We start from the raw sequence: 23,097 nt of genomic DNA, 5'->3' as shown, positions 1-23,097 counted from the left end.
TGGAGGGCGCCAACACCACCCTCGACCTCGGCGCCGGAGCCCGCATCACCATCATCGGACAGACCGGAAACCTCGCCGCCTGGTTCGGCTGAGCACAGGCGCACCGCGCCAGCCGTGACCGGCGGGTGCCGGGGCTTTCGGGCTCCGGCACCCGCCTTTTTTTGTTCAGGGACGGACGCGGTCAGGGGACCGGTCGCCCGCCGTTCCGCGCCCGCAAATGGTCGATGAGGGCGCGCAGCCGGGGCGGCACCGTCCGGCGGCTCGGATAGTAGAGATGAAAGCCGGCGAAAGGCGGACAGAAATCTTCCAGGACCGCTTCCAGCGCGCCGCGCTCCAGATGGGGACGGAAGGTCTCCTCCATGCCGCAGGTGAGCCCGGCGCCGGCCAGGGCCAGCCGGACCATCATCCCCATGTCGTTGGTGGCGACCCGCGGATTCACCGCGATGTCGAAGTCGCGCCCGTCCTCGGTGAATTCCCAGCGGTAGGGCGCCACGTCCGGCGCCGGACGCCAGCCGATGCAGCGGTGGGCGAGCAGGTCGCGCGGATGGGCGGGACGGCCGGCCCCTGCCAGATAGGCCGGTGAACCGACCACAAGCTGCCGCTGCGGGGCGGAAACCGGCACCGCGATCATGTCCTGCTCGATGGCCTCGCCCAGCCGGACGCCCGCGTCGAAGCCCGCCGCGACGATGTCGAACTCCTCGTCCGTCACCAGGATGTCGACGCCGACGGAGGGGTAGGCGGCGAGGAAGCCGGCCAGCGCCTCCCCCTCCAGGATGCTCTCCGCGATGGACGAGACGGCCAGCCGCAGCGTGCCGCCCGGCGCCCCGTGCGTCGAGGCGATGACCTCCAGCGCCGTGCCGATCTCGGCCAGCGCGGGGCGCGTCGCGGCGAGCAGATGCGCGCCCGCGTCGGTCAGCCGGACGCTGCGCGTCGTCCTTTGGAGCAGCGGCACGCCGATGCGGTCCTCCAGCCGGCGGACCGCCTGGCTGACGGCGGAACGGGTGACGCCCAGGCGCTCGGACGCCCGGCGGAAGTTGAGCGTCTCGGCCACCGCCAGAAACGCCGCCATGCCTTCGAAGGGATCGCTCATTGGTTAGCGATGCTAACCAGCCCGTTCATGATTGGCAACTCGAACATTCCACCGGCCGGTCATAGCTTGTCTCCATCACCGCAACGATCGACGGAAAGGAGCACCACATGACCGCGATCACCGACAAGACGATCCTCATCACCGGCGCCTCCAGCGGCATCGGCGAGGGCACCGCCCGCGTCCTCGGCGCCGCCGGGGCGAAGCTGGTGCTCGGCGCCCGCCGGACCGGCCGGCTGGAGACCCTGGCCGCCGACATCCGGGCCGGCGGCGGCACCGCGGAGGTCCGCGCGCTGGATGTGACGAGCCGCGAGGACATGGCCGATTTCGCCGCCTTCGCGCAGGAGCGGTTCGGGCGCATCGACGTGCTGGTCAACAACGCCGGGGTCATGCCGCTGTCCCCCATGGCCTCGCTGAAGGTCGAGGAGTGGGACCGCATGATCGACGTGAACATCCGCGGCGTCCTCTACGGCATCGCCGCGGTGCTGCCGGTCATGAACGGCCAGGGTTTCGGACAGATCATCAACATCGCCTCCATCGGGGCGCTCGCCGTCTCGCCGACCGCCGCCGTCTACTGCGCGACGAAATACGCGGTGCGGGCCATTTCCGACGGGCTGCGCCAGGAGAACGAGCGGCTGCGCGTCACCTGCGTCTGCCCCGGCGTTGTGGAATCGGAGCTGGCCCACACCATCACCGACCCGGAGGCCGAGGAGCTGATGCGGAGCTACCGCGCCGTCTCCATCAAGCCGGACGCCATCGGGCGGGCCATCCTGCACGCCATCGAGCAGCCGGACGACGTGGACACCAACGAGATCGTGGTCCGCCCCACGGCCAGCCATTGAGCACACCATCGAGGAGGAGGCCAAGCATGACCGACGGCACCGACACCCTCACCCGTCCCCCGGCCCGCCTGCGCACCCTCGTCGCGGCGGGTCTGCTCGCCGCGGTTCCGGCGATGCCCGCCGCCGCCCTGACCACGGAGGAGCGCGCCAAGCGCGGCGGCGAGGTGATCAGCCGCCTGAACAACGGCCAGCCCCAGCCCACCCTGGAGCGGATGCGCGAGGAGTTCCCCTTCCTGGCGGAGGCCACCGAGGCCTACGCGCTGGGCGACGTCTGGTCGCGGCCAGGGCTGGACACGCGGACCCGCCAGCTGGCCGCGGTCGCCGCCTTCGCCGCCATCGGCGAGACGGCCTTCATGAAGATCCACGCCGGCTACGCGCTGAACGCCGGCGTCTCCGAGGACGAGTTGAAGGAGATCGTCTACATGGTGACCGTCCCCGCCGGCTTCCCCCGCGCGATCACCGCCGCGCGCACCCTGTCCGACCTGTTCGCCGAGCGCCGCCCATCGGAAGGAGAAACGCCATGAAACGCGCGTTCGCCCGGACCGCCACCCTGACCGCCGCCCTGCTCGCCTCCGGCGCCGAGGCCCTGCCCGACCGCAAGGCGCTGGCCCAGACCGCCGACCGCCCCGGCGTGGAGCAGGCGGATCACCCCTATGCCGGCCTGTGGGTGACCGAGGACGGCCGCGTCTGCCACGAGCTTCTCCCCAACAACCGTTACGTCGAGGCGCGGGGCAACCGGGAGAAGGCCTACCAGGGCCGCTACCGGGTCACCGGCGACCACATCGACTATTGGGACGACACCGGCTTCACCGCCGACGGCGATTTCATCGACGGGGTGCTGCACCATGGCGGGATGATCCTGCACCGGCGGCGCTGACCGCCGGGTCTTTTTCCCTCCTTTTCAAAATTGTGAAGTGGACAACAGTGCCGGATGCCCGATCCGGGAAAAATGACTGTGCAAGGGCGAGGTCTTCAAAGCGAACCGGCAAGAAGAAAGCCGAATGAAGCATCTGCCCCTGCACGGCACAATCCCCTGATCCGAAGGAAACGCATCATGGCAAACGTCTATGGCACCAACAACGCCGACTATCTCGACATGATCAAGTACGGCGTCAGCAATGACTACGTGCAGGGCTATGACGGCAACGACACCATCCTCGGCTGGTCCGGCAACGACACGCTGGACGGCTGGAACGGCAACGACGTGCTCTACGGCGAGTCGGGCAATGACCTGCTGATGGGCTATTACGGCACCGACACGCTCTATGGCGGCAGCGGCAACGACCAGCTCTACGGCGAGAGCGGGTACGACAAGCTCTACGGCGGCGACGGCGACGACACGCTGAGCGGCGGCGACACCTTCGACGACCTCTACGGCGGCATGGGCAAGGACCAGATGACCGGCGGGGCCGGGGCCGACTGGTTCTTCTTCGAAACGAAGGACAGCGGCGACATCTACGCCAACCAGGCCGACACCATCACCGACTTCAAGGACGAGGACCAGATCTGGCTGAAGGGCAGCTACAGCTACGCCGGCTCGACCAGCGCGCCCGCCGACGGCCAATACAGCATCTGGCAGAAGGACGGCAATTACGTCGTCACGTGGAACGCGGCCAACGACACCGGCTTCCACGACCTGATCGTGAAGGGCGACAACCCGATGGGCGACATCTCCTTCTACTGATCCGCCTGACCGAGGTCCCGGGCGCGCCGTCCTTCCCGGCGCGCCCCTTTCCCTTCTCCAGACGACAGGAGCGCCCTTCCCATGGCCGCACGGGAAACCCGCGATACGTCTCCGGCAAGCCCGCCGGCCCTGCGCACGATCCGTCGGCGCATCGCCACCGGCCTTGCCGCTGCGGGCGGTTTCAGCGTCTTTCTCGCCCTCATCCAACTGGCGATGCCGCTCTACACGATGCAGGTCTACGACCGCGTGCTGGGCAGCCGCAGCGTGGAGACCCTGGTGGCCCTGTCGCTGCTGGCGCTGGGCTGCTTCGCCGTATTCGGGCTGGTCGAGGCGATCCGCGGGCGGCTGACCCAGGCCATGGGCCATCTCGCGGCCCGCAGCCTGACCATGGACGCGCTGGAGGCGTCGATGGGCGGCCTGCTGCGCGGCGGCGCCAGCCGCCCGGCCCAGGTGCTGCGGGATGTCAACGAACTGCGCCAGTTCCTCTCCGGGCCGAGCCTCACAGCACCGCTCGACGCCGCGCTCAGCCTCGTCTTCCTGCTTTTCCTGACGCTGATCCACCCGCTCTACGGCCTCGTCTGCGGGGGGAGCATCCTGTGTCTGGTCGGGGTGAGCCTGCTCGGCCGCCTGCTGACCATGCCGGGTGCGGCGGAGGCCAACCGCGCCCTGTGCCGCCACGGCGCCGAGGTCGAGGCGGCGTCGCACGGCGTGGAGGCCGTCGCCGCCATGGGCATGATGGGCACGCTGCGCCGCCGCTGGCAGGCGGTTCAGGACGACCATCTGCATCTGGTCAACCAGACCGCGGGGCGGGCGCAGACCATCGCCTCGCTCGCCAAGGTCTGCCGGATGACCGCTCAGGTGGCGATCCTCGCCGCCGGCACGATGCTGGTGCTGGACCGGCAGGTGTCGCCGGGCAGCATGCTGGCCGCCTCCATCCTGATGGGCCGGGCGCTGGCGCCCTTCGAGCAGTTGATCGACTCCTGGCGCAACTGGTCCTCGGCCCGCGAGAGCCTGCGCCGCCTGCGCGGCCTGTTCACGACGGACGCGGCGCAAGCGCCAGCCGCCCCCCTGCCCCGCCCCAGCGGCTCCCTGCTGCTGGACCGCGTGACCTATGTCCCGCCGGGGTCGGACCGCCCGACGCTGCGCGGCCTCTCCTTCTCGGTGGAGCCGGGCGAGGCGGTGGGCATCGTCGGCCCCTCGGCGGCGGGCAAGTCCACGCTGGCCCGGCTGCTGGTCGGCGTTCTGGAGCCGACCCAGGGCGGCGTCTATCTCGACGGCCACAACGTGTGGCGCTGGCACCGCGACGACTGCGGGCGGCACGTCGGCTATCTGCCGCAGGGTGTCGGCCTGCTCGGCGACACGGTGGAGGACGCCATCGCCCGGCTGGGCGAGCCCGACCCGGCGCTGGTCACCGCGGCGGCGCGGCGGGCCGGCGTGCATGAGATGATCGGCCGCCTCCCCGACGGCTACCAAACGGCGATCGGCGAGGGCGGCGCCCGGCTCTCCGGTGGGCAGAGGCAGCGCATCGCGCTTGCCCGCGCCCTCTACGGCGAGCCCCGTCTGCTCGTTCTCGACGAGCCCAACGCGAACCTCGACCAGGCCGGCGAGGCGGCGCTTCTGCACGCCATCGCCGAGGCCAAGGCCGGGGGTGCCGCGGTGGTGGTGATCGCCCACCGCCGCTGCGTCCTTGACGCCGTGGACCGCATCGTCGTGCTGCGCGACGGCATGATCGACCAGACCGCGACGCGGGCCGAGATGGTCCGGCGGCTGGGGACCCCCAATGGCGCCGCCACACCGCAGCCGGTCGCCGCCGCTACCCTCTGATTGGAGAGCTCACGATGACGACGACCGACACGCTGCTGGACCGAGGCGCCATCCCGGTGGAGCCGCGCCGCGCCGGGCCCTCCATCGGCGGAGCCGTGCGGGCGGGCTGCGCGGTGATCGCCCTGGCGCTGGGCGCCGGGCTCGGCTGGGGGTTCCTCGCCCCGCTGGACAGCGCCGCCCACGCGCCGGGCACCGTGGTGGTGGACGGCAACCGCAAGACCATCCAGCATCTGGAAGGCGGCATCGTCGCCGAACTGGCGGTGCGCGACGGCGACACGGTGGCCGCCGGCCAGACCCTGCTCCGCCTGGAAGGGACGCAGAGCCGCGCCACCCTGGAGGAGCTGACGAACGAACAGGCCGCCGCCCTGGTGCGCATGGCCCGCCTGCGCGCCGAATACGCCGGGCAGCGCGCCTTCTCCGTCCCGGCAACCCTGGTGGACGGGGCCCCCGCCGCCCGGCGCGCCCTGGCCGTGCAGCAGCAGTTGTTCGCCGCCCGCTGGACCCGCCACGACGGCGACATCGCCGTGCTGCGCGAGCAGCGCCTCCAGGCCGAGCGCGAGGTGACCGCCCACCGCGCCCAGGAGCGCGCGGCGGCCGAGCAGATCGTCTACATCGAGGAGGAACTGGCCGGCGTGCTCGACCTCTTCAACAAGGGACTGGAGCGCAAGCTGCGGGTGCTGTCGCTGAAGCGGGCCATGGCCGACCTGGCCGGCACCCGCGACCAATCCCGCGCCCGCGCCCTGCTGGCCGAGCAGGCGGTGACGGTCGCCGACACCCAGCTCCACGCCAAGGAGACGGCGCGCCGCTCCGACATCGCCGCGGAGATGGAGGAGGCGCAGAACGCCCTGGACCAGACCGCCGCCCGCCTGAAGGCCGCCCGCGACGCGGTGGAGCGCACGGAGATCCGCGCGCCCGTTCCGGGCCGTGTGGTCGGGCTGACCGTCTTCACCGTGGGCGGCGTGGTGAAGCCGGGCGAGCCGCTGATGGACATCGTTCCGGACAGCGGCCCGCCGACCATCGAGGCGCGCATCGACCCGCTGGACATCGACGTGGTGAAGGCCGGCCAGACCGCGCAGGTCCGCCTCAGCGCCTTCAAGCCGCGCCGCACGCCCTCGATCGACGCCACCGTTGTCGACGTCTCCGCCGACCGCCTGACCGACCCGACGACCCACGCTCCCTACTTCGTGGCCCGCATCCGTCCCCTGCCCGGCGCGCTGGAGCGCCTCGGCCCGGCGGCCCTGCATCCGGGCATGCCCGCCGACGTGATGATCGCGACCGGCCAGCGGCGGGCCATCGACTATGTGCTGGCACCGTTGCAGGACGCCATGGCCCACGCGCTGACGGAGGATTGAGGGGGGAGCGCGGCTTGCCACGCCGCCCAAAGAAAAAGCCCGCCAAGTCGAAGACTTGACGGGCTTTCTTGATGGTAGCAGCGGAGGGATTTGAACCCCCGACCAAGGGATTATGATTCCCCTGCTCTACCACTGAGCTACGCTGCCATCGTGCTTACCATCATCTCCCAGCGCGGTCCGTTTCGGTGTTGGCCGCCGCGGTTCGTGCCGGGGCCGCTTATGTATTCCAGGGGGAGCGGGGTGTCAACGCCGAAATTTCACCTTTTGCGAAGTTTTCGTCAGGCTCCCGTTCCGGCAATCCAGCCGCCGCCCAGCACCCGGTCGCCCTGGTAGACGACGCAGGCTTGGCCGGGGGCGACGCCGTATTGCGGCTCGCGCAGTTCGGCCTGCGCAGTGCCGTCCGCACCCAGCCGCCACACCGCCGGGGCCGGCGGCTGGGCGGAGCGGAGCTTCACCTCGACCTCCATCCCCTCGACGGGGGCGAGGGCGGGGCCGAGCCAGTTGACCTCGCGGATCGTCACCACGCTGCGCGCCAGCTCGCGGCGCGGACCGACGACGACGCGGCGCTGGCCGGGCTCCAGGCGCACCACGAACAGCGGCTCCTCCTCACCCCGGATGCCGCCGATGCCCAGCCCCTTGCGCTGGCCCACCGTGTAATGGACCACGCCGCGGTGACGGCCCAGCACGCGCCCGTCGACATGGACGATGTCGCCGGGCTCGACCGAGCCGGGGCGCAGCTTGGCCACCACGTCGGCGTAGGAGCCGTTGGGGACGAAGCAGATGTCCTGGCTGTCCGGCTTGGCCGCCACCTCCAGCCCGTGGCGCTCGGCCAGGGCGCGGGTTTCCGGCTTTGTCAGGCCGCCCAGCGGGAAGCGCAGGAACTCCAGCTGCTCGCGCGTCGTGGCGAACAGGAAATAGCTCTGGTCGCGGCCGGGATCGATGGCGCGGTGCAGCTCCGCCCCGCCCGCCCCCTGGACGCGGCGCACGTAATGGCCGGTCGCCAGCGCGTCGGCGCCGAGGTCGCGGGCGGTGTTCAGCAGGTCGCGGAACTTGACCCGCTGGTTGCAGCGCACGCAGGGGATCGGCGTCTCGCCGCGCAGATAGGTGTCGGCGAAGTCGTCGATCACGTCCTGGGAGAACTTGCCCTCGTAATCCAGCACATAGTGCGGGATGCCGATGCGGTCGGCGACCTGACGGGCGTCGTAGATGTCCTGCCCGGCGCAGCAGGCGCCCGGCTTCTGCAGGGCGATGCCGTGGTCGTAGAGCTGGAGCGTGATGCCGACCACGTCGTAGCCCTCCTCCCGCAGGACGGCGGCGGTGACGGAGGAATCGACGCCGCCGGACATGGCGACGACCACGCGGGTGTCCTGGGGACGCTTGGCGATGCCGAGGGAGTTGGCGTAGGAGATCATGGCGCCCTATATGGGCTGGTTCCCAAAAAATTCACCACCGGAGAACCGGGGCGCCGCGCCCGCGAGCGGGCTGGCGCGCCGGTTCCCCGGTGGCGGGTGCAAGCCTTGGCGGCCTTGGAAGGCGCCGCGGCGGTGGGTCAGCGCATGGCGTTGTTGGTGCCGCCGGGAAGGCGCACGGCCAGACCGTCCAGCTCCTCGCTGATGATGATCTGGCAGCCCAGGCGCGAGGTCTTGGTCAGGCCGAAGGCGAGGTCGAGCATGTCCTCCTCGTCCTCCGAGGCCTCGTTCAGGACGTCGAACCACTCCGGCTCCACGATGACGTGGCAGGTCGAGCAGGCGAGCGAGCCCTCGCAGGCGCCTTCCAGGTCCAGGCCGTGCTTGTGCGCGACCTCGAGCACGGACAGGCCGAGCGGGGCGTCCACCTCGTGGCGGGTGCCGTTCGGCTCGATGAAGGTCATCTTGGGCATTGGGGTGCTCTCCTGAACAAAGGCGTCGGTGTGCGGTGGCAAAGGTTAGGGTGATTTCGGGGCAAGGCCGGAACGCCGCGTCCGGGATTCGGCCGCCAGCGCCTCCAACCGCTCCAGCCGCGCGAGGATGCGCGCGGCGTTGTCGGTCTGCCCGTTGCGGAAGGCAATGGCAAGATACTTGATGCAACTTTCCACGCGTTGCCCGATGTCCTGGGCCAGCCGGTCCACCGCGGCGACGTCCGCGGCACCGTCCAGCCGCTGGGCGAGATCGGTCACCTCGTCGTCCTCCTCCGGCGGGACGGTGACGGGCGGCGCGTCCAGCAGCTCCAGCAGGTAGCGGGCGCGGCGCACCGGGTCGCGCAGCGTCTCATGGGCGTCGCCCAGCGCGTCGGCCTGGGCGCGGGCGTTGGCCTGCTGCCGCGCGCCGCGGGCCGCGAAACGCTCCGGGTCCATGGCGCGGGAGAAGCCGGCGTGCTGGCGGGCCAGCGCCTCCGGCTCGATGTCGAAGCGGCGCTCCAGACCCAGCCGGGTGAAATGGTCGAGCGGGCGCGGCGCCTGCACCGCCCCGCAGGAATGGCAGAACATCGCGCGCGCGGCGACCGAACGGCCGCACAGCCAGCACGGCTCCAGATCGCCGTCGATGGTCCCGGCGATGCCCTTGGGAGCCTCCCCCTTGGGAAAGCGCGGCGGGCCGGAATCGGATGTCGTCATGCTTGCCGTCCGTTGAAACGCTGCACAGGTCGGCCGCGAGCCCGGCGGGTCGCCGTCCCTTCGGCCGGGTGATACCCAGAAGCGGGGCGCCGCGCAACCTTACACGGCCCGCGGCGAAAGGAGGAGGTCATGGAGAGGCGATTACGCCGCAGGCGCGCGCGCCAGCCTTGCCGCCATGGCGGCGTAAGCGGCGGCGAAACGCTCCACCGCCGCGCCGTCGCTGTCCCAGCCCAGGCTGACCCGGATGGCGCAGGCGGCGTCACCCGCGCTCTCGCCCATGGCCGCCAGGACGTGGGACGGCTTCACCTTGCCGCTGGAACAGGCCGACCCGGCGCTGACCGCCACCCCGGCGAGGTCCAGCGCCATCACCTGCGTCTCCCCCGCCACGCCGGGCAGCAGCAGGTTGCTGGTGTTACCGACCCGCGCCGTGCCGGTCCCCATCACCCGCGCAGCCGGAACGGCGGCGAGCGCGAGCGCCTCCAGCGCGTCGCGCAGGGCGGTCAGGCGGGCGCTGTCGGGAAGCTCCTCCCGCGCCAAACGGGCGGCGGCGCCGAAGCCGGCGATGCCGACGACGTTCTCGGTCCCGGCGCGGCGGCGCTTCTCCTGCCCGCCGCCGCGGATCAGCGCCTCCGGCTCCAGCCCGTCGGCGAGGATCAGGGCGCCCACACCGGCGGGGCCGCCGATCTTGTGGGCCGACAGGGTCAGCAGGTCGGCGCCGAGCGTCGCGCGGTCAAGCGGCAGCCGCCCTGCCGCCTGCACCGCGTCGCAATGGAGCAGCGCGCCGTGGGCGTGGGCGATCCGCGCCGCCTCGGCCACCGGCTGGATCACGCCCGTCTCGTTGTTGGCGAGCATGAGGGAGACCAGCGCCGGACCGTCCACGTCGGCGAGGAGGCGGTCGAGCGCGGCGAGGTCGGCGACGCCGTGGCGGTCCACCGGGACGCGGGCGGCGCCGGGCACCGCCTCCAGCACCGAATCATGCTCGATGGCGGAGGTGACCACCGCCCGACCAGGAAAGCCGCGCAGCGCCAGATTGTTCGCTTCCGTCCCGCTGCCGGTGAAGAAGACCTGGGCCGGACGCACCCCGGCCAGGGCGGCGACCTGGGCGCGCGCCTCCTCCACCGCGCGGCGAGCGCTGCGGCCGAAGCCGTGCACCGACGACGGGTTGCCGGCGAGATCCATGGCCTGGATCATCGCCGTCTTCACCGCCGGCTTCAGAGGCGCCGAGGCGTTGTGGTCGAGATAGACGCGGGTCATCGGAGCGAAGGGCCGGAGGGCGCTCCCTTATTCCGCCCCTTACTCCGCAGCAACCGCGGCGCTCTCGTCCGCCGGCTGCGGGCCGCGGATGGTCAGGCTGCTGGTGCCGATGATCCGCCGCTCCACCACGTCGGCCACGGTGACCGAGCTGAGATACATGTGGATCTGGTTGCCCAGCTCCTCCCACAGGTCGTGGGTCAGGCAGCGCGAGCGGTTGGTGCGGCAGCCCTGCGGCGTGCCGTTGGCGCAGCGGGTCGTGCGGATCGGCTCGTCCACCGCCAGGATGATGTCGGAGACCCGGGTCGCGTCCGCCGGATGGGCCAGCAGATAGCCGCCGCCGGGGCCGCGCACGCTCTTGACCAGACCGCCCTTGCGCAGCTTGGCGAACAGCTGCTCCAGATAGGAGAGCGAAATCTCCTGCCGGTCGGCGATGTCGGCAAGGGCGACGGGGCTCCCCTGGCTGGTGGCAGCAAGATCGACCATGGCCATGACGGCATAGCGTCCCTTGGTGCTGAGTCTCATTTTACCCTCCTTACCCTTCCTTCACCCCGGCCCGACCGTCCAGCGGATCGACGCCAAGCCTCGTGTTTGTGTTTGGTTCAACAGGACGCCGCCGGACCGCTCTCCACGGACACCGGCTCGCGCACCCCATTGTCGGGCCGGGCGCTCCCGTTGGGAATGCCCGATGTTTCGTATACGGATGAATTATGCGCGTCGCCGCGCTCCGATTCCAGTTCCTCGACGCGCCGGCGCAGGGTCGACACCTGATCGAGCAGGCCGTTCAGCGCGCGCGCCACCGGATCGGGGATGTCGCCACAGGGCGTGCCGTAGGGCATGAACTTCTGCGTCTCGACGCGGTCGCGCGTCACCACCGCCTTGGCGGGGATGCCGACCACGGCGATGCCCGGCGCCACGTCCGCCACCACGACGGCGTTGGCGCCGACGCGGGCGCCACGCCCGATGGTGATGGCGCCCAGCACCTTGGCCCCCGCGCCGACGATCACGCCGCTTTCCAGCGTGGGGTGGCGCTTGCCCTGGTTCAACGAGGTGCCGCCCAGCGTAACCCCATGATAGAGCATCACATCGTCCCCGATCTCGGCGGTCTCGCCGATGACGACGCCCATCCCGTGGTCGATGAAGAAACGGCGCCCGATGGTGGCGCCGGGATGGATCTCGATGCCGGTCAGCGCGCGGGCGATCTGCGAGACGGCGCGCGCCATCAGGTGCCAACGGCGATCCCAGCAATAGCGCGCGACGCGGTGCAGGACGATGGCGTGGAAGCCCGGATAGCACAGCGCGACCTCGGCCCTTGACCGCGCGGCCGGGTCGCGGGCCATGATACCGTCGATCTCTTCGCGAAGATGCTTGAACACCGGAACACCCGCCGTGGTATAGTCCGCCCTCTTGCCGGAAGAGGTGATCTTTCGCAAGAGCCCTCGACCCGTGCCTCGCCGGTCGCGCGGGTTGCCCTGAAAGGACGCATCGACGCATATATGATGACCAAGCAAAACGGTCAAGAATTGTGTGCGAAAAATCCATGCTTGTCCATGGGCAACCACGCCCGCTTGCCGTGGCGTCCGCCCACCGCTCCGCCGGTGGTCCGGATCACCTTATATTCGCGTCAGGATCGCCGTTCCCATGCCTGAAGTGATGATCAACGGTCCGGCCGGACGGCTGGAAGGGCGCTACACACACGGCACGATCCCCAACGCGCCGGTGGCTTTGCTGCTGCATCCGCACCCGCATCACAACGGGACCATGAACAACAAGGTGGTCTTCACCCTGTTCCAGTCCTTCACGAAGCGCGGCTATTCGGCCCTGCGCTTCAATTTCCGGGGGGTCGGCCGCAGCCAGGGCGCCTACGACAAGGGCGAGGGCGAACTGGCCGACGCGGCGGCGGCTCTGGACTGGCTGCAGACCCACAACCCCAACGCCCCGGTCTGCTGGATCGCCGGGGTCTCCTTCGGGGCGTGGATCGGCATGCAGCTTCTGATGCGCCGCCCGGAGATCGACGGCTTCGTGTCCGTCTCCCCACCGGCCAACCTGTTCGACTTCTCCTTCCTGGCGCCCTGCCCCTCCTCCGGCCTGATCATCCACGGCGACAAGGACGAGCTGGTTCCCGGAGCGGCGGTGAACAAGCTGGTGACCAAGCTGTCGCACCAGAAGGACATCCGCATCGACCACCGCGTCGTGCCGGGCGCCAACCATTTCTTCGCCAACCGCAGCGACGATCTGGCGGTGCAGGTGGACGACTATCTGGACCGCGCGATGGGCAACCCCGTTGCCGCCGTGGCGGAATGAAAGCCGTGACGATCCTTCGACTCACCGTCACCGCCGGTCTCGCCGTGCTTCTGCTGTCGGGCTGCAGCAACGCCCAGATCGCCAGCACCTTCGGCAACTGGTGCAAGCACGCCGACAACTGCACCGACAACAGCCGCCCGCGCCCGTAACCGTTCCGGCCTCACACGGGGTGGAAGCGCCCGCCGCTCATCGGCCGCGGGACACCGGTGGTGGCCGGCAGGCTGAGCGGCAGCCCCTTGCGGCTGCGCACCGCCAGATAGGCGAAGGCTTCGGCCTCCAGCGCGTCGCCGTTCCAGCCCACCGCTTCCACCGGATCGACCGGCACGCCCAGCCGGTCGGCCAGCATCCCCATCAGCGTCGCGTTGTGCCGCCCGCCGCCGCAGACCAGCCAGCGCAGCGGCGCCTCCGGCAGATGCGGGACGATGCGGGCGACCGACGCGGCGGTGAAGGCGGTCAGGGTCGCCGCGCCATCCTCCACGGACAGGCCGCGGACGGGGGACGGATCGAAGGCGTCGCGGTCCAGCGACTTCGGCGCCGGCTGGTCGAAATAGGGATGGGCGAGCAGCGCCGCCAGAGCGCCCTCGTCCACGTTGCCCCGCGCCGCCAGCGCCCCGCCGGAATCGTAGCGGGCGCCGTGGCCGGACAGCACCCAATCGTCGACCAGCGCGTTGCCCGGCCCGGTGTCGCAGGCGATCACGTCGTCCGCGCCCACCCCGATCCAGGTGACGTTGGCGACGCCGCCGATGTTCAGCACGGCCAAGGGGCGCGGCAAGGCGTCGGCCAGCGCGCGGTGGAACAGCGGCACCAGCGGAGCGCCCTGCCCGCCCGCCGCCACGTCCGCCGTGCGGAAATCGTTGACCACGGCGATGCCGGTCGCCCGCGCCAGCCGCGCGCCGTCGCCGATCTGCCAGGTGCGACGCTGCGCCGGGTCGTGGAAGATCGTCTGGCCATGGAAACCGATCAGGTCCACCGCGGCGGCCTCCGTCCCGGCCTCCGCCAGCAGGCGGCGCACGGCGTCGGCGTGGGCGTCGGTCAGGGCGCGCTCGACCGTCTCCACCGGCCCCTTGCCGCCCAGGCAGGAGCGCAGGTCGGCGCGGAAGCCGTCCGCGTAGGGAATGGTCACGAAGGCCAGCGGCTCCACCCGGCGCTCGCCGTCGGTGCGGACCAGCGCCGCGTCGATCCCGTCCATGGAGGTGCCGCTCATCAGCCCGACGACCGTCTGCATGTCCTGCCTCATTCCATCGGACCCCAATCCCCTGTCGAATCAGCCCCGAGAATTGTGGGGCCGCGCGTTCCATGCTAACAGACGCGACCCTGGACCCTACCACGACAGCCGGATCGCGGCCATGACGACGCTGACATCGGATTTCCTCCGCACGCTGCAGGAACGCGGCTTCATCCACCAGTGCACCGACCTCGCCGGGCTCGACGAGCGCGCGGCGAAGGGGCCGATCATTGCCTACATCGGCTTCGACTGCACGGCGGACAGCCTGCATGTGGGCAGCCTGCTGCCGATCATGATGCTGCGCTGGCTGCAGAAGACCGGCCACAAGCCGATCGTCCTGATGGGCGGCGGCACGACCAAGATCGGCGACCCGTCGGGCAAGGACGAGGCGCGCCAGCTCCTCACCGACGAGGCCATCAACGCCAACATGGCGGGCATCAAGCGCATCTTCGGGCGCTACCTGTCCTTTGCCCCAGAAAACACAATGGGTGGGCCGACCGACGCGGTGATGGTCAACAACGCCGACTGGCTGGACGAGCTGAAATACATCCCGCTGCTCCGCGACATCGGGCGGCACTTCACGATCAACCGCATGATGACCTTCGAATCGGTCAAGCTGCGGCTGGATCGCGAGCAGCCGCTGACCTTCCTGGAATTCAACTACATGATTCTCCAGGCCTACGATTTCGTGGAGCTGTTCCGTCGCGAGCAATGCATGCTCCAGATGGGCGGGTCGGACCAGTGGGGCAACATCATCAACGGCGTCGAACTGGGCCGCCGCACCGATGGGGCGGAGCTGTTCGGCCTGACCACCCCGCTGCTGACCACCGCGTCGGGCGCCAAGATGGGCAAGACCGCCGCCGGCGCGGTGTGGCTGACCGCCGACAAGCTCAGCGCCTATGATTTCTGGCAGTACTGGCGCAACACCGAGGACGCCGACGTCGGCCGCTTCCTGCGGCTCTACACCGAGCTGCCGCTGGACGAGGTGGCGCGGCTGGAGTCCCTGGAGGGTGCCGGCATCAACGAGGCCAAGAAGATCCTCGCCCACGAGGTGACCAAGCTCGCCCACGGCGAGGCGGCCGCCCTGGAGGCCGCCGAGACCGCCCGCCGCACCTTCGAGCAGGGCGGCGCCGCCGAGGGCCTGCCGACCATCGACGTGCCCCGCGCCGAGCTTGAGGCCGGCGTCGCGGTGGTGGACCTGCTGGTCTCCGCCGGGCTGGCCGCCTCGAAGGGCGAGGCCCGCCGCCTCATCAAGGGCGCCGGCGCCAGGATGAACGACGCCGCCATCCCCGACGAGGCCGCCAAGGCCACCGCCGCCGACCTGAACGCCGACGGCGTCATCAAGCTCAGCGCTGGCAAGAAGCGTCACGCGCTGGTCAAGGCCGTGTGAGGCACCGCTGAGTCCCTCTCCCGCCCCGGGAGAGGGTGCCCGCGACAGCGGGCGGGTGAGGGTCGTCCGAGGATCAGAAATCCATCCTTGCCGGCACCCTCACCCTCCCGCCGCAATGCGGCGGGCCCCTCCCTCTCCCGGGGCGGGAGAGGGGGAATCAATCCCCTACTTCACGAACGTCCCCGGCGAGGGCGCTTCCTTGCCGTCGCCTCCCTCGCCCAGGAAGAACAGGTTGCGCAGGAAGCCCGGCGCCAGCATGGCGAGCGGGTTCACCGTCACGTCCGGGTCGCCCAGCGGGCCGCGGACGTGCCAGGTGGCGCTGAAGATGCCCTGCCCCTCGCCGCCGCTCAGCGCGTCGCCCAGCAGCGGGATCTGGCCGAGCAGACGGTTCAGCCCGTAGATGGGCACGATGGTGCCGCGCAGGTTGGCGGTGTCCGTCTCGATGTCCACTTCCCCCGACAGGGTCAGGCCGAGCGCGGAGCCGGAGGTGCGCAGGTCCTTCACGGTGAGCAGGCGCCCCTCCTTGCGGTAATCGCTGACCGCCCGCCCGAAGCGGATGCCCTTGCCGCCGCCCATCAGCTCGGCGAAGCCGGACGGGGAAATGGAATTCAGGATGCGGGCCAGCACCGGCGGGTCGACCAGCGCGTAGTCGGTCAGCTCCATCCGCCCTTCGATGGCGGCGTCGGCCCGCGGCTCCACCGTGCGGCCGGTGATCGCCAAGGCACCGCCCTGCACCCGGTCGTTGATGTCGAGCGCGCGGAAGGTCTCGCCCGCATTGCTGGCCGAAATGGCCACGTCGTAGAATCCCTGGGCGCCCGGCAGGTAGCGCAGGGACACCGTCCCGTCGCGCCCCGCCCTCGCCGTCACGTCGAGCGCCGTCCAGGACAGGCTGTCGCGCTTGATCCGCCCGGCCACGTCGGACAGATGGCGGCCATCCCCGAAGACGACGCGGTTCAGCTTCAGGTCGAAGTCGAGCGGCAGCGGCTTCTCGTCGGGCGGTCCCTGCTTCTTGCCGCCGGGCGGGTCGGCCTTGCCGGCCAGGACGCGGGCGTCCAGGCTCTGGCCGGTGATGGTCCCGGAATAGCCGCTCTTGCCGCCGTCATGCACCGTCACGTCGGCCTTCAGGTCGGTCTGGCCCACCGACATCTGGCTGACCGCCACCTTGGTGACCGCCATGCTCTGCGGCGCGAGATCGACGGCCGCCTGGGCGCGCAAGCCCCCGGCATCGACGGACAGGCCGGTGATGCGGGTCACCCGGTCCTTCTGGAACTCCAGCGCCAGCTTGCCGGTGCCGGGCACGCCGGGCCGCTTCTCCCAGCCCAGCTCGTCGATGCGCAGGTGCGTCTTCTCCAGGTTCAGCCCGGCCGTCAGGCCGAAGCGGCGGCGCTGGTCCACGGTGAACAGCACGTCCGCCCCCAGCGGCCCCGCCACATGCTCGCCGAGGTCGATGCCGTGGCTGCGCAGGTCCTGGGCGTCCACGTCGCCCTTCACGGCGATGCGGGTGCGCGGCCCCTTGGCGGTGGAGGTAAACTGCTCCTTCCAGTCGATGGTGACGGGGATGCCGTCCAGCTTGGTGTTGCCCTTCACCGTCATGGCGTTCATGTCGAGCGCCAGGGTCAGGTCGCCCTCGGTCGCGGTCAGCCCGGCGGCCACCTTCTCCACCCCGACGCCGCGCAGCTTCGCCGCGACGTCCAGGTTCAACTGCTCCACCTTCAGATCGACCAGCAGCGGGAACTGGAAGTGGAGTTGCGCGTCGGCCTGCCCCTGGGTCTTCCTGGGGTCGAGGTCGAGGCGGCTGGGATAGCCCAGCGGCGGGCTGTCCAGAACGGTCAGGATGGTGCGCACCGGCCCGCGGACCGGGACGCGGATGTCCATGGTCTCCTTGCCGGTGTCCAGGCCGCCGATGATGATCGTGCCCTCGCCGAGCTGGACGTCGTCGATGCGGCCGCCCTTGGTGTGGATGGTGAAGGTCTTGCCGTCGGTGGTCACCTCCCCCCCAACGCCGGAGACCTTGGGCAGCGGGTGGAAATAGTCCACCGTCATGTCCTCGGCCTTGATGCCGGCCTCGAAATGAGTCACGTCGATCGCCGCAAGGTCGGACAGCGGCCCGCTGGCCCGGACGGTCGCCGTCGCCTCCGGCACGACGCCGCGCGACAGGTTTTGGGTCACCCATTCCCGCGGGTTCTTCCCCACCCCGAGCGGCCACAACCGCGGCAGCTCGTCCGCCGGCACCCGCTTGGCCGTCACGGCGGCCTCCACCGACAGCCGGGCGTCCGGCGTGCCGGGCGGGTCGATGGTAGCCCGCGCGGTTCCCTCCACGGTCGGCCCGCCGAGGTCGACCGCAAGCCGCTCCACCTCCAGCCGGCCCGAGGCACGATCCCCCGCCACCGTCAGAGCGGCGGAGGCGACGGGCAGCGGCTCCGGGAACAGGTCCGGCCGGACGACGCGGCCGGCGCCGGCTGTCAGTGCCGCCCGGCCGCTGCGCGGCTGCCCGTCGGGGTCCAGCTCCAGGCTGGCCGTGCCGGACAGGGGAAGTTGGGCCGCGGCGAGCGGCGCCAAGGCCGGGGCGAGCCCGGCCAGCGCGGCGGGCACCAGCCCGCCGAGCGTTGCGGCGACCGACGCGCCCTTGTCGGGAACCTGCGTTCCGTCGAGGTCGAGCGAGGCCCGCTCGCCGCCCGCCGTCAGGTCGAGCCGCAGGCTGCCGCTGCGCTGCCCGCCCTGCTCCCTCAGGTCGCCCCGCCCGGCCATCGCCATCCCGTCGAACGCGAGGTCCAGCCGCTCCAGCTCCGCCCGCCGGCCCGGCACGTCCAGCCCGCCGCGCAGCCGCAGGCGGTCGACGCGGTAGGGCTCGGGCCGCAGCGCGGGCAGGCTGACCTCCCCCGCGCCGCCCTGCAGGTCGAAGCTGAAGCGCACCGGCTCGAACCGCGAATCCAGGGTGGCGTCGATGCGCCCGCCCAGCGGCACGGTCACCGCCGACAGCGGCGCCAGCAGCGGGCCGATCTTGGCCAGAGCCGCCGGCTGCAAGCCGTCGAAGCGGGTGGACAGCGCGGTTTCCGCGTCGGCCATGCGATGGACGCCCGACGCCTCCACCGCCGCCGTCCGCCCGTCGAGGTCGAGCAGAAGCTGCGCCCCGCCGACGATCTCCGTCCCGTCGCGGGTCAGCACGATGTCGGCGCGGTTGGCGTGCCAGGAGAGCCCCAGCATCCGGTTGGTCACCGTCAGGTCGGCGCCGACGACGGTCAGCCGCCGCAGCAGGCCCAGCGGGCGGGCGATGTCCGGGGGCTGCATCAGGGTGGAGACGATCTCCCCCGCGAAATCGGGACCGCCGTCCGGCTCCTCCTTCTCCGGCGCGCCGGGAGACGGAATTGAGCGCACGTCGAAATCCAGGCTGCCGTCGGCCCGGCGCACCACCTGGAGGCGCGGCCGCACGAGGTCGAGCCGGGTCGGCGACAGCTTGCCCTGGAACAGCGCCCGCACCGAGAAGCCGACGCCCAACTCCGGCACCGCGGCAAGCTCGTCCCCCTCGGCGTTGACCGCGTGCACGTCGATGGCCCGCAGGTCCAGCCGGGTCAGCCCGTCGCTCTCCTCCTCGTCCACCCAGGACAGGACGAGTTGGCCGACGTCGACGCGGTAGCGGCCTTGCGGGTCGCTCAGCGCGCGCTCCACATAGGGGGTCAGCGGGTCGAGCGCGATCGGCCCCTGGGCCAGCCGCCACGCGAACAGCCCGCCGGCGGCGCCGACGACGACGACCGCGCCCGCGGTGGTCCAGGCGAGAATCTTCGCGGTGCGCCGGATCACGGTCGGTGTCCCGGCGACGATGCCCGCGCGTTGTCACAGTTGACCGGACCCTCGCGACCGCGCACCTTCCTGCTCAGTTCTTGTGCAGGGATAGCCGCGACCATGACCACCACGCTGCCGAAACCCTTCGACACCGCCCTCGCCGAACGCGGCCTGGAGCGCTGGCGCGCCGAGGCGGCGAACGCCGCAGACGACGACGGCGACAGCACCGGCGGCGGCGACGCCTTGCGCGCCTGGGCCGAGGCGTACGCCGATTCGGCCGAGGGCCGGGCGCTGATCGACGCGGTGTGCGGCAACAGCCCGTATCTGGGCCAGATCCTGACGCGCGAGCTGCCCTTCGTCCGCGCGATGGTGACGCAGGGGTACGGCGACGCCTTCGCGGCGCTGCTGCGCCGGCTGGAGGCGGACTGCGCGGAGGAGCGCAACATCGACCGGCTGATGACCGCCCTGCGCGTCGCCAAGCGTCGGGCGGCGCTGCTGATCGCGATGGCCGACATCACCGGGACGTGGGAGCTGGAGGCCGTCACCGGCGCGCTGTCCGACATCGCCGAGACGTCGGTGCGCATGGCGGCAAACCACCTGCTGCGCCGCGCCGCGGAGGCGGGGACGCTGACGCTGCCGGAACCGCAGCGGCCATGGGTCGGGTCGGGCCTGATCGTGCTTGGCATGGGCAAACTTGGTGCGCGCGAACTCAACTATTCCAGCGATATCGACCTGATCGTCCTGTACGACGACGCCGTCGTTCAAACGCCCCAGCCGGACAACCTCGCCCGCACGTTCATTCGTATCGCGCGCGATCTTGTCCGCATTATGGATGAACGGACCAAGGACGGCTACGTCTTCCGTACAGATCTGCGGCTTCGCCCCGATCCCGGTGCCACGCCGCTCGCGGTGTCCGTTTCGGCGGCCGAAATTTACTACGGCAGCGTCGGGCAGAACTGGGAGCGCGCGGCCATGATCAAGGCCCGCCCCATCGCCGGCGATCCGGAAGCGGGGGCGCATTTCCTGCGTTTCCTCGAACCGTTCGTGTGGCGGCGCCACCTCGACTTCGCGGCCATCCAGGACATCCATTCCATCAAGCGTCAGATCAACGCCCACAAGGGCCATCGTGAAGTGACGGTGAACGGCCACGACATCAAGGTCGGCCGTGGCGGAATCCGCGAGATCGAGTTTTTCGCCCAGACCCAGCAGCTCATTTTCGGCGGGCGCGACATCCGCGTGCGGATCGCCCCCACCCTGCTGGCCAACAAGGCGCTGTGCGCGGTCGGCCGCGTGCCGGAGGCGGCGGTGGAGGAGCTGGAGGAGGCCTACCGCTTCCTGCGCCGGGTCGAGCACCGCATCCAGATGACCGACGACCGCCAGACCCATCAGATCCCGGCGGACGACGAGGGGGTGGCGCATCTCGCGACCTTCCTCGGCTACGGGCGGGTGGAGGATTTCCGCACCGACCTGCTCGCCCAGCTCGGCCGGGTGGAGGACCGCTACGCCGAGCTGTTCGAGGAGGCGCCGTCGCTGTCCGGCCCCGGCAACCTCGTCTTCACCGGCACCGACGACGACCCCGGCACGGTGAAGACGCTGGCCGGCATGGGCTACCGCGACCCCAGCCGGGTCATCGCCGTGGTCTCCACCTGGCACCGCGGGCGCTACCGCTCCACCCGCTCGGGCCGGGCGCGGGAGCTGCTGACCGAGCTGGTGCCGGCCATGCTGAACGAGCTGGCGAAGACGCCCGCCCCGGACGACGCGCTGGTGAAGTTCGACAGCTTCCTGGAGCGGCTGCCGGCGGGGGTCGGGCTGTTCTCGCTGTTCATCGCCAACCCCTGGCTGCTCGCCCTGGTCGCGGAGATCATGGGCACGGCGCCGCAACTGGCCGAGACTCTGTCGCGCAACCCGTCGCTGCTCGACGCCGTGCTGTCGCCCGACTTCTTCGACCCGCTGCCGGACGCGGCGGGGCTGACTCCGGAGTACCAGCGCTTCATCGCCGGGGCGCACAACTTCGAGGACGTGCTGACCCTGTCGCGGCGCTGGACCAACGACCAGCGCTTCCGCGCCGGGGCGCACATCCTGCGCGGCATCACCGACGGCGACCGCTGCGGCCCCTTCCTCGCCGATCTGGCCGATGTGGTGGTGCCGGAGCTGGCCGCCCGCGTCGAGGAGGAGTTCGCCGCCCGCCACGGCCGCATCCCCGGCGGCGCCTGGGTGGTGGTGGCGATGGGCAAGCTGGGCAGCCGGCAGCTCACCATCACCTCCGACATCGACCTGATCGTGGTCTACGAGGTGCCGCCGGGCACGCGCCAGTCGGACGGGGCCAAGCCGCTGGCCCCCAACGAGTATTACATCAAGCTGACGCAGCGCCTGACCAACGCCATCACCGCCCCGATGGCCGACGGGCGGCTGTACGAGGTGGACATGCGGCTGCGCCCGTCGGGCAACGCCGGGCCGCTCGCCACCGCGATTGACGCCTTCACCGCCTATCAGGCCAAGGACGCCTGGACGTGGGAGCACATGGCCCTGACCCGCGCCCGCGTCATCGGCAGCGATTCCGGCGGCGGCGGCCCGGCACTGGCCGGCAAGGTCGAGTCGGCCATCCGCGGCGTGCTGACCGGTCCGCGCGACCCGGCCAAGGTGCTGTGGGACGTCGCCGACATGCGCCGCCGCATCGACAAGGAGTTCGGCACCACCAACCCGTGGAACGTCAAATACGCCCGCGGCGGCCTGATCGACATCGAGTTCACCGCCCAGTATCTCCAGCTCCGCCACGGGCACGCGCATCCGGAGATCCTGTCCATCGCCACCAGCCGCGCCCTGCTCAACGCCGCCGCGGCCGGGCTGCTGGCACCGGAGGTTGCGGAGGAGCTGGTGGCGACGCTGAAGCTGTGGCGCCGCGTGCAGGGCTTCCTGCGGCTGACCACCGACGGGGTGCTCGATCCCCGGCAGGTCTCGCCGACGCTGCGGGAGGGTCTGTCCCGCGCCGCCTTCCCGGACGAGGAACCGGCGGTTGACTTCGCCGCGCTCGACAGCAGAATCCGCGACATCGCCGCCCGCGCCCACCGCCATTTCGTGGCGCTGGTCGAGGAGCCGGCGTCAAGGCTGCCTCCCCCAGAGACCAACGAAGAAGCCAAACTCCCATGAGCGAAGCCACCAACGCCGCCCCGATTGAGGCCGGCACCCCGGCCCCGGACTTCACCATGCCGACCGACGGCGGCGGCAGCGTCACGCTGTCCGCCCTGCGGGGCAAGCCGGTGATCCTGTACTTTTACCCGAAGGACGACACCTCCGGCTGCACGTCGGAGGCCTGCGGCTTCCGCGACCAGCTTCCGGACTTCAGCGGGCTCGACGCCGTCATCATCGGCGTGTCCAAGGACAGCGTCGCCAGCCACGACAAGTTCAAGGCGAAGTACGAACTGCCCTTCACGCTGGCCTCCGACAAGGAGACCGGCGTCGCCGAAGCCTACGGCGTCTGGGTCGAGAAGAGCATGTACGGCCGCAAGTACATGGGCCTGGAGCGTGCCACCTTCCTGATCGACAAGGACGGCATCGTCCGCAACGTCTGGCGCAAGGTGAAGGTCACCGGCCATGTGGCGGCGGTGCTGAAGGCGTTGCAGGCGCTGTAATGGCGTCCCCTCTCCCCTCCGCTTTCGCGCAAACTTCGTTTGCGCTGACGCGACAGGCGGACCTTCGGTCCGCCGAAAGCGGGGAGAGGGTTAGGGTGAGGGGGGTGCGCGTGGCGTTACACTCGGCACGAGTGCCATT

Annotated in this window: 20 protein-coding genes and 1 tRNA gene; 11 read left to right on the top strand and 10 right to left on the bottom strand. The window is 70.9% G+C overall.

What is annotated here, in order from left to right; genetic code table 11:
• Window positions 1-181: 181 nt before the first annotated feature.
• Window positions 182-1,090 carry a LysR family transcriptional regulator gene (locus FHW79_RS20330; protein ID WP_183180618.1) on the bottom strand — a complete coding sequence of 303 codons (909 nt, stop codon included), beginning with the start codon at window positions 1,088-1,090 and terminating at the stop codon, window positions 182-184.
• A gap of 107 nt (window positions 1,091-1,197) precedes the next feature.
• Here FHW79_RS20330 and FHW79_RS20325 point away from each other — a divergent pair, with 107 nt between their 5' ends.
• From FHW79_RS20325 to FHW79_RS20300, 6 genes are all read left to right on the top strand, one after another.
• Window positions 1,198-1,929, top strand: a complete 732-nt coding sequence (locus FHW79_RS20325; RefSeq protein ID WP_183180617.1) for an SDR family oxidoreductase — start codon at window positions 1,198-1,200, stop codon at window positions 1,927-1,929.
• A gap of 26 nt (window positions 1,930-1,955) precedes the next feature.
• Window positions 1,956-2,453 (top strand): carboxymuconolactone decarboxylase family protein, encoded by a 498-nt coding sequence (locus FHW79_RS20320; protein WP_183180616.1) that lies wholly within the window; start codon window positions 1,956-1,958, stop codon window positions 2,451-2,453.
• Window positions 2,450-2,806 carry an Atu4866 domain-containing protein gene (locus tag FHW79_RS20315; protein WP_183180615.1) on the top strand — a complete coding sequence of 119 codons (357 nt, stop codon included), beginning with the start codon at window positions 2,450-2,452 and terminating at the stop codon, window positions 2,804-2,806. Before FHW79_RS20320 ends, FHW79_RS20315 begins: the two co-directional genes overlap by 4 nt.
• A 177-nt stretch (window positions 2,807-2,983) precedes the next feature.
• Window positions 2,984-3,613, top strand: coding sequence for a calcium-binding protein (locus FHW79_RS20310; RefSeq protein ID WP_211108401.1), 630 nt, complete (start codon window positions 2,984-2,986; stop codon window positions 3,611-3,613).
• Window positions 3,614-3,694: 81 nt separating this feature from the next.
• The gene (locus FHW79_RS20305; protein ID WP_183180613.1) at window positions 3,695-5,437 is read left to right on the top strand and encodes a type I secretion system permease/ATPase; all 1,743 of its coding nucleotides are present in this window, start codon (window positions 3,695-3,697) and stop codon (window positions 5,435-5,437) included.
• A 14-nt stretch (window positions 5,438-5,451) separates the two neighbouring features.
• Window positions 5,452-6,789, top strand: a complete 1,338-nt coding sequence (locus tag FHW79_RS20300) for an HlyD family type I secretion periplasmic adaptor subunit (RefSeq protein WP_183180612.1) — start codon at window positions 5,452-5,454, stop codon at window positions 6,787-6,789.
• A gap of 72 nt (window positions 6,790-6,861) precedes the next feature.
• Here the strand turns inward: FHW79_RS20300 and FHW79_RS20295 are convergent.
• The 7 genes from FHW79_RS20295 to epsC form a co-directional block, all read right to left on the bottom strand.
• Window positions 6,862-6,936, bottom strand: a tRNA-Met gene (locus FHW79_RS20295).
• Window positions 6,937-7,067: 131 nt separating this feature from the next.
• A complete protein-coding gene (mnmA, locus tag FHW79_RS20290) occupies window positions 7,068-8,201 on the bottom strand; it encodes a tRNA 2-thiouridine(34) synthase MnmA (protein WP_183180611.1) in 1,134 nt (377 codons plus the stop codon).
• A 137-nt stretch (window positions 8,202-8,338) separates the two neighbouring features.
• Window positions 8,339-8,668 carry a ferredoxin family 2Fe-2S iron-sulfur cluster binding protein gene (locus FHW79_RS20285; RefSeq protein ID WP_035672428.1) on the bottom strand — a complete coding sequence of 110 codons (330 nt, stop codon included), beginning with the start codon at window positions 8,666-8,668 and terminating at the stop codon, window positions 8,339-8,341.
• A gap of 45 nt (window positions 8,669-8,713) precedes the next feature.
• Window positions 8,714-9,379 (bottom strand): molecular chaperone DnaJ, encoded by a 666-nt coding sequence (locus FHW79_RS20280; RefSeq protein ID WP_183180610.1) that lies wholly within the window; start codon window positions 9,377-9,379, stop codon window positions 8,714-8,716.
• Window positions 9,380-9,520: 141 nt separating this feature from the next.
• On the bottom strand, window positions 9,521-10,633 hold the full coding sequence (locus FHW79_RS20275) for a cysteine desulfurase family protein (RefSeq protein ID WP_183180609.1): 1,113 nt from the start codon (window positions 10,631-10,633) through the stop codon (window positions 9,521-9,523).
• Window positions 10,634-10,672: 39 nt separating this feature from the next.
• Window positions 10,673-11,155, bottom strand: a complete 483-nt coding sequence (locus FHW79_RS20270; protein ID WP_183180608.1) for an Rrf2 family transcriptional regulator — start codon at window positions 11,153-11,155, stop codon at window positions 10,673-10,675.
• Between the two features lie 77 nt (window positions 11,156-11,232).
• Complete coding sequence (epsC, locus tag FHW79_RS20265; RefSeq protein ID WP_183180607.1) at window positions 11,233-12,063, bottom strand: serine O-acetyltransferase EpsC; 831 nt, start codon at window positions 12,061-12,063, stop codon at window positions 11,233-11,235.
• A 208-nt stretch (window positions 12,064-12,271) separates the two neighbouring features.
• On the opposite strand from epsC, the gene FHW79_RS20260 reads away from it, so the two are divergent.
• Together FHW79_RS20260 and FHW79_RS20255 are read left to right on the top strand one after the other, a co-directional pair.
• Window positions 12,272-12,934 (top strand): alpha/beta hydrolase, encoded by a 663-nt coding sequence (locus tag FHW79_RS20260; protein ID WP_137140188.1) that lies wholly within the window; start codon window positions 12,272-12,274, stop codon window positions 12,932-12,934.
• A 5-nt stretch (window positions 12,935-12,939) separates the two neighbouring features.
• The gene (locus FHW79_RS20255) at window positions 12,940-13,083 is read left to right on the top strand and encodes a hypothetical protein (protein ID WP_183180606.1); all 144 of its coding nucleotides are present in this window, start codon (window positions 12,940-12,942) and stop codon (window positions 13,081-13,083) included.
• An 11-nt stretch (window positions 13,084-13,094) separates the two neighbouring features.
• Here FHW79_RS20255 and FHW79_RS20250 read toward each other — a convergent pair whose 3' ends face one another.
• Window positions 13,095-14,159 carry an anhydro-N-acetylmuramic acid kinase gene (locus FHW79_RS20250; RefSeq protein WP_183180605.1) on the bottom strand — a complete coding sequence of 355 codons (1,065 nt, stop codon included), beginning with the start codon at window positions 14,157-14,159 and terminating at the stop codon, window positions 13,095-13,097.
• Window positions 14,160-14,280: 121 nt separating this feature from the next.
• Between FHW79_RS20250 and tyrS the strand changes: the two genes are divergently transcribed.
• On the top strand, window positions 14,281-15,549 hold the full coding sequence (gene tyrS / locus FHW79_RS20245; RefSeq protein ID WP_183180604.1) for a tyrosine--tRNA ligase: 1,269 nt from the start codon (window positions 14,281-14,283) through the stop codon (window positions 15,547-15,549).
• 165 nt (window positions 15,550-15,714) lie between these two features.
• Here the strand turns inward: tyrS and FHW79_RS20240 are convergent, their stop codons facing one another.
• Window positions 15,715-19,347, bottom strand: coding sequence for a DUF3971 domain-containing protein (locus tag FHW79_RS20240; RefSeq protein ID WP_183180603.1), 3,633 nt, complete (start codon window positions 19,345-19,347; stop codon window positions 15,715-15,717).
• A gap of 102 nt (window positions 19,348-19,449) precedes the next feature.
• Here FHW79_RS20240 and FHW79_RS20235 point away from each other — a divergent pair, with 102 nt between their 5' ends.
• Both FHW79_RS20235 and bcp read left to right on the top strand, forming a co-directional pair.
• Complete coding sequence (locus FHW79_RS20235; RefSeq protein ID WP_183180602.1) at window positions 19,450-22,476, top strand: bifunctional [glutamine synthetase] adenylyltransferase/[glutamine synthetase]-adenylyl-L-tyrosine phosphorylase; 3,027 nt, start codon at window positions 19,450-19,452, stop codon at window positions 22,474-22,476.
• A complete protein-coding gene (bcp, locus tag FHW79_RS20230) occupies window positions 22,473-22,958 on the top strand; it encodes a thioredoxin-dependent thiol peroxidase (RefSeq protein ID WP_183180601.1) in 486 nt (161 codons plus the stop codon). Before FHW79_RS20235 ends, bcp begins: the two co-directional genes overlap by 4 nt.
• Window positions 22,959-23,097 lie beyond the last annotated feature (139 nt).

It is taken from the genome of Azospirillum sp. OGB3 (genome assembly GCF_014192915.1).
Classification (GTDB): Bacteria; Pseudomonadota; Alphaproteobacteria; order Azospirillales; family Azospirillaceae; genus Azospirillum.
The sequence above is the reverse complement of the archived record's forward strand: the minus strand, read 5'-3'. Positions and strand labels throughout refer to the sequence as shown.